The sequence below is a fragment of the Pseudomonas siliginis genome (assembly GCF_019145195.1).
Taxonomy (GTDB): Bacteria; Pseudomonadota; Gammaproteobacteria; order Pseudomonadales; family Pseudomonadaceae; genus Aquipseudomonas; species Aquipseudomonas siliginis.
On the sequence record NZ_JAHSTW010000001.1, the window covers coordinates 580,862 to 593,643 of the forward strand.

10 protein-coding genes are annotated in these 12,782 nt (G+C 60.1%); 9 read left to right on the plus strand and 1 reads right to left on the minus strand.

The genetic code is table 11. The features are described from left to right. Positions 1-231: 231 nt before the first annotated feature. Positions 232-1,626 carry a hypothetical protein gene (locus KVG87_RS02445; protein ID WP_217849028.1) on the minus strand — a complete coding sequence of 465 codons (1,395 nt, stop codon included), beginning with the start codon at positions 1,624-1,626 and terminating at the stop codon, positions 232-234. 293 nt (positions 1,627-1,919) lie between these two features. Here KVG87_RS02445 and KVG87_RS02450 point away from each other — a divergent pair, with 293 nt between their 5' ends. The 9 genes from KVG87_RS02450 to KVG87_RS02490 all read left to right on the plus strand — a co-directional run bounded on the left by KVG87_RS02450 (position 1,920) and on the right by KVG87_RS02490 (position 12,720). Further along, positions 1,920-2,276, plus strand: a complete 357-nt coding sequence (locus KVG87_RS02450; RefSeq protein ID WP_110647060.1) for a hypothetical protein — start codon at positions 1,920-1,922, stop codon at positions 2,274-2,276. 519 nt (positions 2,277-2,795) lie between these two features. Then, positions 2,796-3,983, plus strand: a complete 1,188-nt coding sequence (locus KVG87_RS02455; RefSeq protein ID WP_082530321.1) for a YcaO-like family protein — start codon at positions 2,796-2,798, stop codon at positions 3,981-3,983. Between the two features lie 26 nt (positions 3,984-4,009). After that, positions 4,010-5,716, plus strand: coding sequence for an ATP-binding cassette domain-containing protein (locus KVG87_RS02460; protein WP_217849031.1), 1,707 nt, complete (start codon positions 4,010-4,012; stop codon positions 5,714-5,716). A gap of 167 nt (positions 5,717-5,883) precedes the next feature. Beyond that, the gene (locus tag KVG87_RS02465; protein ID WP_217849033.1) at positions 5,884-6,843 is read left to right on the plus strand and encodes an AAA family ATPase; all 960 of its coding nucleotides are present in this window, start codon (positions 5,884-5,886) and stop codon (positions 6,841-6,843) included. A gap of 5 nt (positions 6,844-6,848) precedes the next feature. Further along, positions 6,849-7,793 (plus strand): DUF58 domain-containing protein, encoded by a 945-nt coding sequence (locus KVG87_RS02470; RefSeq protein WP_016774988.1) that lies wholly within the window; start codon positions 6,849-6,851, stop codon positions 7,791-7,793. Then, positions 7,790-8,287, plus strand: coding sequence for a DUF4381 domain-containing protein (locus KVG87_RS02475; RefSeq protein ID WP_217849035.1), 498 nt, complete (start codon positions 7,790-7,792; stop codon positions 8,285-8,287). The genes KVG87_RS02470 and KVG87_RS02475 overlap by 4 nt, the downstream gene beginning before the upstream one ends. After that, positions 8,280-9,359 carry a vWA domain-containing protein gene (locus KVG87_RS02480; RefSeq protein WP_217849037.1) on the plus strand — a complete coding sequence of 360 codons (1,080 nt, stop codon included), beginning with the start codon at positions 8,280-8,282 and terminating at the stop codon, positions 9,357-9,359. The genes KVG87_RS02475 and KVG87_RS02480 overlap by 8 nt, the downstream gene beginning before the upstream one ends. Continuing rightward, positions 9,356-11,092 carry a tetratricopeptide repeat protein gene (locus KVG87_RS02485; protein ID WP_217849040.1) on the plus strand — a complete coding sequence of 579 codons (1,737 nt, stop codon included), beginning with the start codon at positions 9,356-9,358 and terminating at the stop codon, positions 11,090-11,092. The genes KVG87_RS02480 and KVG87_RS02485 overlap by 4 nt, the downstream gene beginning before the upstream one ends. After that, positions 11,089-12,720, plus strand: coding sequence for a BatD family protein (locus KVG87_RS02490; RefSeq protein ID WP_217849042.1), 1,632 nt, complete (start codon positions 11,089-11,091; stop codon positions 12,718-12,720). Before KVG87_RS02485 ends, KVG87_RS02490 begins: the two co-directional genes overlap by 4 nt. Positions 12,721-12,782 lie beyond the last annotated feature (62 nt).

Here is a 12,782-nt window from a genome sequence, read left to right on the forward strand (position 1 = left end):
GTCTGCTTGCGGTGCTGCGACATATTCGGTCATTGGCACGTAAATGCAGGGTTTGGCCTGCATCAACACTAGCAGGCGTGCGCCGAAATGCAGGTTCGAAACCCCGGTTTCACGGGACTTTCGTGCCAGGTCGGTCGCCGAGGACGTTACATATCCGGAAACGAAAACGCCCAAGGCCCTGTTATCGACCCTGAGCGTGGCATCCGGTTCAGCGCTGGCGGTTGACGCGGATCAGTCCGGCAGTTCCTCAAAGGCTCTGAATTTGCTCACCGTGGCGCAGTCGTAGCACATCGTCTGCAGGATCTGCTTGTCCATGCTGGCGTCAATGTTGCTCGAATCGCATTCGCGGCAGAAGAGGCGCAGATTGCCCAGCAAGTCGCTGTCGAACGCTACGGCGCTGAAGAATTGCGGAACCAGTTCGTCGCGCCAGTACATGCCCGGCGATTTGGAGAATCCGGCGCCGCTGTCCTTCAGCACCACGTCGTAGAGCAGTCGCTGCAGGGCCGTTTGCGGTACTCGCGCATCGCGATGGGCGTTCTTGCGCCAGTTACGATTCAGCGCGTCCTGCGCCGTGCCGAGCATGTTGCGCGGAATGGTGTTGGAGGCGTGACTGCGCCCCTTGGAATTGCCGGTGGCATAGAAATGCGCGGCGTTTCTCACGGCCAGCCGGGCAAAGTAATACAGCTGACTGACCGAGAAGTCCTGCAGCAACTGCCCGACCACCTCGTCGGCACGGGCTTCGGCCGTGAAGGCGAAATCCACCTCACTGGCCAGCACACGAATGTATTGAAGCGACTCTTCGCGGGCGAGACTGAAGACCAGGGAATAGATTTCGCTCTTCCATGCAGCCTTCACGCTGCCCGACAATTCCTGATACAGCGCCAGATACAGATTCTCTCGGTTACTGCGCGCCGCGCCATCCAGCGTGACGTTGGGCAGCCAGCGCACGGCGCTGTACTCGCGAATACTGCAGCCCTCGCTGCGATCGAAGGCGTTGATATCGGATTCGGTGGAAACCGCCAGCACCCCGGCTTCGTGCAGGTCTTTGAGCAACTCTTCCCGCGCCTCGAAGGTCAGGTCGAGCAGCTCCTCTCGGGATGGCGCGTTCAACGGCGCAATCCATTCAACGTTTGCGCCGTAGCCATCATCGAGCAAGGCGAGCAACGTCAACTTCTGCACAAAGCCCAGATTGGCGTAAGGCACTGCGGGGAGTTGCGCGCCATATCTGGCCTGCAACTCCAGACGGTCCCGCGCTGCCCGAGCGGCCAGTTGCTGCTGGCGAACCTTGAAACATTCTGTGCAGTTGCACGCTGTGTGGCGGCCATTGGCGCCGGGGACACTGTGCTGGTGCTCACAGCGGACGCATTTGAATGCACTGCGCAACGAAAGCGGAGTTCCCCTGGCGTAGCGGCGCATCCACATCGGCAGTTCACAGTAAGGACAGGTGAGGTCTGTGCTGACGATCGGTGGCAGAACCTTTAGCAGACTGCGCACCGTGGAAGGAATCTGGAATTGCTCCATCAGCTGCGAAGTTTTCTCACCTTCCAGATAGCGCTTGTAGATCTCTTCGATCTGTTCATCAGACAGGTGGCGAATTTCTTCGGCGCGTTCGAAATATCGGGTCATGGCAAAGGTCCTTTTTTGGGGTTTTGGTAACGCACTCCGTTGCGCAAGAGCGGCGAAACTAACGGCAAATTGGTGGCGATCACAAGCGAAAAATCGCAATTTCGGGTGGATTTTGCGCATCCGGTAATTGCCTTACGCTGGCGTCGGATTTTCCCTTCTCGCTACTCGGAACCGGGCGACGGAAATGTCCTGCTTTGCGACTTTTTGCCGATGCAGGCAGCGCGAACGAGCAGAGACTGGCAAAATCGCGCCTTCGAACAGATTCACCGCCGCCACTGCCCAGGATTTCCCCCATGCAAATGACCACCGCCCTACTGATCGTCAACCCGTGCGACGACGAAGAAGACAACATGGCCATGCTCTGCTGCCACAGCGACAAGGGCGAGATGTTCCTGATGAGTCGTTATCCGGATGAGGATGAGCTGGAGATCACGCTGGATGGCGAGCCGTCGACGCTTGACGGGGTGAAGGTCACGCTGACGTCGAAACTGCTGAAGATCGAGATTGCTGCGGCGGATGCCGATGCGTTGAATGGCGATGATGTGCTGGAGATCAGTTTTAATCCGGACATGGTGGATATGGATGAGGTTGTTGAGACTTTGAAGAATATTCTCGATGGGACAGGAACTTTTGTAATTAATCTGGAATAACCAGTTCGGCTCACATGGCAAGAAAATTGACGACGGCATTTGATCACCCCTTATGCCATCGTCATTAATTCTACGCTGATCGATACCTCTACAAGTTCTAAACAGCTGCAAACCATAATTTGCGCTGATTTTCCGCATAGAACGCCGCCGTGTTTAACAGCACGAAGTTCGATCCTACTACTCCTCAAGACGCGCCCTACGCAATCATCGGAAGCCGTCTGATTGCGGGCCCAACCCTCCCTTGTTATTACTCGTTCCGCTTGCAAAAAAACATGCAGGCTCGGCGCACGAAAAAGTGCCGACAACGTGATATTCAATGGAGTCATATGTAATGGGTAGAAAACGTTCTGAAATAAACACCTTCGATGATTTGCCTTATGGCTCGGGCCACTTTGAAGGTTTCCTGGCGACGGAATTGGACTTCTTCGCGTCACTGACCCGCTGACTCGGCCTCCCGATCAGCCAATCCTGAAAATGCCGAAAGTCGATCTTTCGGCATTCAAGCCTACGAGGTTCACCATGTCAGAGCGTGAGATTTCATCCAGCGAAGCGTTTGTCCGAATAAACAATGTTATCCAGACACTGGGTTTGAAAGCGCGAGTGCGCTATGTCGATGACGGTAATCTGGTCGCTACTGCCGAACTCTATAACGAATACGACACGCTGATTGAATCAGGCGCAGGCAAAGGTCCCGACGCGCTTGTAGGTGCACTTGCTGAAAGCCTTGAGCACTACGCGATGTTTCACGCCGAGCCGCCATTTTGCACAACGCTTGGTTGCAGTGACATCGCTTCGCAGAACGGGGTCGAGTCGGACGGCATTTTCACAAGTCTGCGAAAAAACATCGAGCCTCTACAGTGTCTGCAGCTTGCAGCACTCGACGGCTGCGCCGGGCTTTTTGTGCCATGCGCCCTGCTGTATCCGGTCAAAGATGAACGTAAAACAACGAGTCAACCGACGCGCTTTTTAAATCGCTACGCCTCTAACTCAGGAACTGCTTTCGGCTGCACGAAATCAGAAGCACTGCTGCACGGTACCTTGGAACTGATTGAGCGACACCTGTTGTCCCGGTTTTTCATGGCCGTCTGCAGACTGATACCTGCGATAGATCTCTACTCACCGTCGGCGCCCCTGCTTGCGCAAGCCCTGTTCAACAACTCATACGCGCTACGGGCTGCCGAAGCTTTGCAGATCATCATTATCAAAGACGAGTCAGAAGTTTATCTGGCGGTTGCATTCCCACGAACCGGCCCCGGCGACCGACATATATCCGCAATCGGCTCCGGCTGTTCTTTGGACATATTTATCGCCATCCAAAGAGCGGTAACGGAGCAATTCCAATCAAACGCCTTATACGACGCCAACGATGAAATCGCGGACCGAAAGGTACTTGATGTGCTTTGTCAATCCGAGAAACTGAAACAGCTGATAGACTTTGCACCCGTTAAAAACTTGAAACTCAATACCCTGGCGCCGCCAAAAAGCCTGCTTGCACTCTCTGTTCCTGAACAACTTGCCTTGCTCCGAAAAAACCTGAGCGGTATGAACAAAGTCCTATTTTTCAGAACAGTCATGGAGTACCCGGGGACCAACGTAGTTACCCAGACTTATATCCCGGGTCTCGACCGATTCAACATAATCAGAAATGGCCAACCCGTAGCTCCTCAGCACATTTTGCTCGGCACCAGGAGCACGCCAACGGCGTGATCCAAAACGACCACAGGCCCATACTCATGCAGACATTTATAAGAACAGCCTGCGAGAAACATCGACTCCTGCTGGTGATGACAATAGGCGCGACCATCACCCTGAAAATCCTGGCCCTGGCCCCTCCTTTGTTATTGGGCAAGATCGTCGATTCACTAAACGATGCCGATCACACAACGCTGCGTACGCTGCTTTTTTTCACCGCAGCTTTTACGCTGGCCGGTTGCATTCAGTCGATGACCACCCCCCTGCAAACGCTGCTGCTCTCAAAGCTCGTCCAGCGAATTGTCATGGATGCTTCCATCAATTGGATGGCGCGGTTGATGGGCAAGGATTTTTCCCAGTTTGGCACGTGGCGAGTAGGACACTTCATCAAGTCGGTCGAGCGCGGAATCACTGCCCACGAACAGTTGCTGATGTTCTTCGTCACTACGGGTTTTCCCCTGTGCCTGGAATTTCTTATTGTGGCCGGCGCATTCTGGTATATGGGCGGAGCCTGGGTTTTCTGCGCGCTAGCTGGCCTCGGTGGCTGTTATCTCTATGCAACTCACCGGATCATTCGATGGCGCAGAAAACACATCGATGCTGTTAATGACCAGGAGGATGAGCTGAGTGCAACCTTGGTCAATACTTTGAGGGCTGGTAAATCGATAAAACTGGAACGCGCCGAACGCACGGCCCTGCAACCCTTGAACCGAGCGTTTGAGCGCTACGCCAATGCTGCGGTGACCGTAGCAGGCTCGGGCGGACTGTTGAGCGCGGCGAAGATTTTGTTTATCAGCCTGTCCACCGGCGGTTTGTTGGCTTGGGGAGTCATGGATCAGACGTCCGGACAAGCAAGTATCAGCGTCGGTCAGTTGGTGGCCATTTCCTCTATTGCTGGTACGTTCCTGTTGAATGTATCGGCGCTGACCGAAGGCTATCGGGTGCTGGATCAATTTTCGGCTGATCAACGGCGACTCAAAGAATTACTTGCAACTGCTGACTTCGATAACGATCGCCGCAATGACTCTGATGCGTTGCATAACCTATCAACATTACGGCTCGAGCCCTGCGAGATCACCCATAACGGTGTTGCGCAGCTATCAATTGCCAGCCAGATCAGCTTCCGACAGGGCCAATCCGTTGCGATCATCGGGCCCAGCGGCGCTGGCAAATCGACGTTACTCGAAGCGCTGGCAGGACTGGATTTTTCGGTGCGGCCCCGGCTGTTCATCGACGAGCTGTGCATAGATCGCTTAAATGCGCGCGTTCATCTGGAAACGGTGCGTTACAGCCCCCAGTCTCCGCAGTTCCTGGAAGGAAGTTTTGAACAGTCCGTACTTTTCGGTGTTGAGCAGTCGAAAACATTGAACGAGGCAATTCAATGCCTCCAGCTTGATGAAATCATTGGCCGAGGTCACATCGCTGAAAACGCCACCAATATCTCCGGAGGTGAAGCGAAGCGGCTTTCGTTGCTGCGACTTCTGAATCGACCGGGCAAATTCAATCTGTTTGATGAGCCGAGTGCTTCGATTGAACCGAAACTCGCTACACCAGTGTGGGATTTGCTATTCAAGACATTCGCTGGACAGGGCTTTATATGTGTCACCCATGATGTTGAACATCTCCATCGTTTTGACCGCGTGCTCGTCATGCAGCAAGGCGTCATCGTTGATGAAGGCAAATGGTTCGAACTGCTTGAGCGCCCCGCCATCAAGGTCATATTGCACAGCTTGCACACGCAGACCTGAATCGCAAAAACGTCCAGAAACGGCCCCACACAGTGCAAACGAGGGCCGATACTGACAAATCGCGCAAATGCCGTTAGTCGCCGCCCCCCACGATGGATTAAAGTAACGCCCCCAGCCCCGGCGTTATCCGAACGCCCCGGCCACCCCCTTTCCAGGAACAGTCACCGATGGAACATCGTGAAGCGCTGCTGGCGCTGCGAACCTTTCTTTCAACGCAGATTCTCGGCCAGGAAAAACTCATCGAGCGCTTGCTCATCGCCCTGCTCGCCGACGGCCATATGCTGGTCGAGGGCGCTCCCGGTCTGGCCAAGACCAAAGCGATCAAAGAACTCGCCGAGGGCATCGAAGCCCAGTTCCATCGAATTCAGTTCACCCCCGACCTGCTGCCGGCCGACATCACCGGCACCGAAATCTACCGTCCGGAAACCGGCAGTTTCGTCTTCCAGCAAGGGCCGATCTTCCACAACCTGGTGCTGGCCGACGAAATCAACCGCGCGCCGGCCAAGGTGCAATCGGCCTTGCTCGAAGCGATGGCCGAGCGTCAGGTCAGCGTCGGGCGCAGCACCTATGAGCTGTCGCCGCTGTTTCTGGTGATGGCCACGCAGAACCCGATCGAACAGGAAGGCACCTATCCGCTGCCGGAAGCTCAGCTCGACCGTTTCCTCATGCACGTGAAAATCGGCTTCCCCGACGCCGCTGTCGAAAGGCGCATCCTCCAGCAGGCCCGTGGCGAGGCGTTGAACGGTGAGACCAAGCCCGAGCGTCGGGTCAGTCAGCAGGCGATCTTCGCCGCGCGCAAGGAAATCCTTGGTTTGTACATGGCCGACGCCGTGGAGGAGTACCTGGTGCAACTGGTCATGGCCACGCGCAACCCGGCCAAGTTCGATCCGGAAATGGCCGAATGGATCGCTTACGGTGCCAGTCCGCGCGGTTCGATTGCCCTCGATCGCTGTGCCCGCGCCCACGCCTGGCTGGCCGGTCGCGACTTCGTCAGCCCGGAAGACATTCAGGCCGTACTGTTCGACGTGTTGCGCCATCGCATCATTCTGTCGTTCGAAGCCGAAGCCGCTGGCATCGATCAGGATCGCGTGGTGCAGCGGATTCTCGGCGTCGTCGCCGTCGCTTGACCCCCATGAACGCCGCCCTGCCCTCCGAACCCGGTATCCGCATCAGCCTCGCCGAGCTGATCGAGATGCGTCACCGCGTGCGCGAGGTACAGCTGTTTTCCACGCCGAGTCAGCGCAGCCCGCTGATCGGCCTGCATCACTCGAAATTCCGTGGGCGTGGCGTCGACTTCGATCAGGTGCGGGTGTATCAGGCCGGTGACGATGTGCGCACCATCGACTGGCGCGTCACCGCGCGCACGCAGGAACCGCACACCAAGCTGTTCCACGAAGAGCGCGAGCGACCGATTTTCATCATGGTCGAGCAAAGCACGCGGTTGTTTTTCGGCTCGGGGCTGATGTTCAAATCGGTACTGGCGGCGCAGGTCGCGGCGTTGATCGGCTGGGCCGCGCTGGGGCACAACGACCGGGTTGGCGGGTTGGTGTTCGGCGACAACGAGCACTACGAAATCAAGCCTCGCCGCAGCAAGCAGAGCCTGTTGCAATTGCTCAACCGTCTGGTCAAGGTCAATCAGTCGCTGCACAGCGAGCGCGAGCCGGATCGCGATGCCTTCGGCGTGGCCCTGCGCCGCGCGCGGGAAGTGCTGCGTCCGGGCAGTCTGGCCATCGTTATTTGCGATGAGCGCGCGTTGTCCGACAGCGCCGAGCAGCAGTTGAGTTTGCTGGCGCGGCATTGCGATCTGCTGATGTTGCCGCTGTCCGACCCACTCGATCACGCCCTGCCCGCCGCCGGCCTGCTGCGCTTCGCCGAACGTGGCGCGCAGCTGGAAATCGACACGCTGAACTTCGACCTGCGCCAGACCTACCGCGCCCAGGCCGAAGCGCGCATCGCTCGCTGGGAATTACTCGCACAAAAGCTGCGGGTGTTGCTGATGCCGTTGAGCACGCAGAGCGAAATGGTCGAGCAGATGCGCGAGTTCCTCAACCCGCAGCGTCCGGGGAAAGGTCGATGAACGGCCTCGAACAACTGCAACCGCTGATCTCGCCGCCGCCGATCGCCTTCTGGCCACCGGCGCCGGGCTGGTGGCTGCTGCTTCTGCTGTTGCCGCTGCTGGGTTTTGCCGTGTGGAAGCTGCGCCGTTTCATTCCGATGAAAGAACGCCCGGTGGTGCGCGCCGAGCAACCGCTGGACCCGGTACGCATCGCCGCGCTCGCCGAACTGGCGCAAATGCCCAAACCCTACGACGGCGCTCCGGCCGGCGCCTGGCTACAACAACTCAACGGCCTGCTCAAACGCCTGTGCCGCAACCACTATCCGTACAGCCAGAGCCACACCCTCAACGGGCGCAAATGGCTGGCCTTCCTCGATAACCGCTGCCCCGCTGCTGGCCTGACGCGCTGGATGGTGCTGGTCGAAGGCGCGTACAAGCCGGAATGCAAACTCGACGACAAAGCCATCGCCGGCCTGACCCAAGCGGTCGACACGTGGATTCGCAAACATGTTTGAGTTCGCCTGGCCGTGGATCTTCGTGCTGTTGCCGCTGCCGTGGCTGATGCGTCTTGTCCTGCCGGTGGCCGACAGCGGCGAGCCGGCGCTCAAAGTGAGTTTCCTCGCCGACCTCGAAGGCCTCGCCCGCCGCCGCGCCCGCGCCAACTTGCCGGCCTGGCGGCAGCAGGCGCCGTTTATCTTGCTGTGGCTGATTCTGCTGATCGCCGCCGCCCGCCCGCAATGGCTCGGCGAACCGCTGCCGATTGCCGCCAGTGGCCGTGATCTGCTGGTGGCGGTGGACGTGTCCGGTTCGATGGATTTTCCCGACATGCAGTGGCAGGACGAAGAAGTCAGTCGCCTGTCGCTGGTGCAGCACTTGCTCGGTGATTTCCTCGAAAGCCGCGACGGCGACCGCGTCGGCCTGATCCTGTTCGGCAGCCAGGCCTACCTGCAAGCGCCGCTGACCTTCGATCGGCGCACCGTTCGCATCTGGCTCGACGAAGCGCGGATCGGTATCGCTGGCAAAAACACCGCGATCGGCGATGCCATCGGTCTGGCCCTGAAACGTCTGCGTCTGCGCCCGGCGCAAAGTCGCGTGCTGATTCTGGTCACCGACGGCGCCAACAACGGCGGCGAAATCAATCCGCTGACCGCCGCAAAACTGGCCGCCAGCGAAGGCGTCAGAATCTATCCAATCGGCATCGGCGCCAATCCCGAGGACAGCGGCTCGACCGGCCTGCTCGGGGTTAATCCGAGCCTTGATCTGGACGAACCGGCGCTCAAGGCCATCGCCGAAATCACCGGCGGCCAGTACTTCCGCGCCCATGACGGCCTGGAGCTGCAAGCGATCAAGGACACCCTCGATCAGCTGGAACCGGTGACCCAGCAACCGACTCAGGCACGCCCGGCGCAAGCCTTGTATCAATGGCCGCTGGCCTTGGCGCTGTGGTTGAGCCTGTTGCTGGTCGTCCGTGAGCTGTGGCCGGACAATCCGCTGCAACGCCTGTTTACCAAGCAACTGTATTTGCAAAGTCCACTGCCGGACTGGCGTCAGCGCTTGCAGCGTTTGCGTCTGCGGAGGCGCCGATGATCGCGCTCTGGCCGCACTGGTTCCGCCCTTGGTGGCTGTTGCTGTTGCCGCTGCTCGGCTGGCTGCTCTGGCAACTCTGGCACCGACAGAAACGCGCCGGTCGCTGGCAGATGATTCTGCCGCCGGCGTTCCATGCCGCGTTGCTCAGCGGCGGCAGCGGTCGCCAGAGCAAACTGCCGTGGATCGCCCTTGGTGTGGCGTGGTTGCTGACCATTCTGGCCTTGCTCGGGCCGAGCTGGGAGCGCGTCGAACAGACCAGCCAGAAACCCGCCGACCCGCTGGTAGTCGTGCTCGAACTGACCCCGGAGATGCTCGCCACCGACTCGCCACCGACGCGTCTCGAACAGGCGCGGCGCAAGCTGTTCGACCTGTTGCAGGCGCGCAGCGATGCGCAGACCGCCATCGTCGTTTATGCCGGCAGCGCGCACACGCTGGTGCCGCTGTCGGATGATCTGGCCACCAGCCGCAACCTGCTCGACGCGCTGAAGCCGTCGCTGATGCCGGAAGCCGGCCACCGCGCCGATCTGGCCGTGGGCAAGGCGCTGGCCTTGCTCAAGCAAGGTGCGCTGGGACAGGGACGGATTCTGCTGATAGGTTCGTCGCTCAATGAAGAAGAACGGCGAGGCATTCGTCGCGCGCTCAATGGCGAGTCGACGCAACTGCTGATGCTCGGCATCGGCACCGCCGAAGGTGCGCCGATTGCCCAGGAGGACGGCAGTTTCCTCAAGGACGAGCAAGGCGCGATCCGCGTGCCGCAACTCGACAGTCCTGGTCTGGCGACATTCCTCAACAGCGTCGGCGGCGAGTACCACCCGGCGCGACTCGACGAGGCCGATCTCGGCGCCCTTGGCCTGCTCAACGGCCCGCGCAGCCTGCGCGACGACGGCCAGACCGTGCGCCTCGATACGTGGGCCGATCAGGGCTATTGGCTGCTGTTGCCGCTGTTGCTGCTGGCTGCGTGTGCCGGGCGCCGTGGCTGGCTGTTCTGCCTGCCGCTGCTGTGGTGCCTGCCGCAACCGAGCTACGCTTTCGACTTCGAAGACTTGTGGTTGCGCCCCGACCAGCAAGGTTTGCATCTGCTCAAGCAGAAACGCCCGGCCGAAGCCGCGCAGCATTTTGACGATCATCAGTGGCAAGGGGTGGCGTTGTATGAGGCCGGCGACTACAGTGGCGCCGCTCAGCGTTTTGCCGAGGGCAGCGATGCCCGCGCCCACTACAATCGTGGCAACGCCTTGGCCAAAGGCGGCGAGCTGGAAGCGGCGATCGATGCCTACGAACAGGCGCTGGAACTGCAACCGGATCTGCGTCCGGCGCAGACCAACAAGGCGCTGGTGGAAAACCTGCTGAAGCAGAAAAACGCCCCGCCGCCGCCCGAGCCGGACAACCAGCCGAACGAACAAAGTCTGCCCGGCGATGAGCCCTCGCCCACCACCGCGCCCCCTCCGGCGGTGAGCAGTGAAACCCAGAGCGAGGCGCAACCGGCCGAGTCGGCCAGCGAACCGCCGCCGACCGCCCCGCCGCTGCCAGGCCCCAATGAAATCCCCGGCAGCAACGAGGAAGAGGAAACCGACACGGTGCCGACCCTGCGCCCGAGCGAGAACAACCTCGAAGGCGAGCAGCGTCAGGCGCTCGAGCAATGGCTGGGCAAGATCCCGGACGACCCGGGCGAACTGCTCAGGCGCAAATTCTGGTACGAACAGCAACAACATCAGGATCAGGAAAACAATCGATGACCCGCTTCGCCGCTCTCTTGCTGCCCCTGCTGATCTGCACGGCCACCGCTCAGGCGGCCGAGCTGACCGCCAGCGTGGATCGCAGTCGCCTGAACTCCGGCGAGACGGTCGAGCTCACCCTCGAAACTGACGACGTCACCCAGTTCGGCAAGCCCGATCTGTCGGCACTGGAAGCGCTGTTCGAAGTGCGCGGCACGCGCCAGGTCAACCAGCTCAACACCCTCAACGGCGACAACCGCGCGACCACACGCTGGATCATCACCCTGCTGCCGAAAGAGAACGGCAGCGTAGTGATTCCGCCGCTGCAACTGGGCGAAGCGCAGAGCCAGCCGATCACCGTGCAGGTGATCGCCAGCGATAACCGCGAAGACAACAACAGCCTTGATCCGGTGTTCATCGAAGCCAGCCTCGATCAGACCAGCGTTTACGTGCAGGCCCAGGCCATCCTGACCCTGCGCATCTATCATTCAGTCTCGCTGTACGACGACAGCAGCCTCAGCCCGCTGCAAATCGCCGATGCGCGCATCGAGCAGCTCGGCGACACGCGCACCTACGAGAAAGACATCAACGGTCTGCGCCACGGCGTGATCGAGATGCGCTACGCGATCTATCCGCAACACAGCGGCCTGCTGACGATCGCCCCGCAGACTTTCAGCGCCACGCTGGTCGATACCGCGCCATCGGCAGACGCCTCGGGGCCGAAGCCCGGCAAACTGATGCGCGTCAGCTCGGCGTCGATTCCGCTGACGGTCAAACCGAAACCGCTGACCTACCCGGTCGATGCACCCTGGCTGCCGGCGCGCAACCTCAGCCTCAGCGAAAGCTGGAGCCCGGAACCGGATCACACCCAAGTCGGCGACTCACTGACCCGTAGCCTGACCCTGAAAGTCGAAGGCCTCGCCAGCTCGCAACTGCCAGCCCTGCCCGCCACCGACGTCAACGGCCTGCGCCGCTACCCCGACCAACCGGTGCTGAGCAACCAGAGCAGCGATCGCGGGATCATCGGCAGCCGCGAAGAACGCGAAGCCCTGGTGCCAAGCCGCAGCGGCGCAATCGACCTGCCAACCGTCGACGTGGTCTGGTGGAACACCTTCGAAGACCACCTCGAACACAGCAGCCTGCCCGCGCGCACCCTGCAAGTGGCGAACAACCCCAGCCTGCAGATCGACACCCCGGCCGGCACCCTGCAACCGAGCACGCCCGACAACGACACCCTGTGGTGGTGGAAACTCAGCACCCTGATCCTCGCCTGCACCACCCTGCTCGGCTTCGGCCTCTGGTGGCGCGCCCGCTGGCAACCGGCAATCCACCGCGCCGCCCAGACCGGCCCGAGCCCACGCACCCTGCTCGACGACATCAAACGCGCCAGCCAGGCCAACGACCCCCACGCCACCCGCCAGGCACTGGACGCCTGGGCGCGGCAACAACCGGAGACACTGGCAGACATGGCCGCGCGGTTCGTGCCGTTGTCGGATGCACTGGATGGGTTGAATGGTGCGCTGTACAGCGAGACCGGGCAGCACTGGCAGGGTGAGGATTTGTGGCGGGCGATTCGAACTATTCCCGCGGCGGAACGGGTGCAGGATCCGGTGGGTGATAGTGGATTGCCGCCGCTTTATCCGAAGTGAAAAGCGAAAGATCGCAGCCTTTGGTAGCGCCTACGGATTGTGTAGGGGGCTGCCGAAGGCTG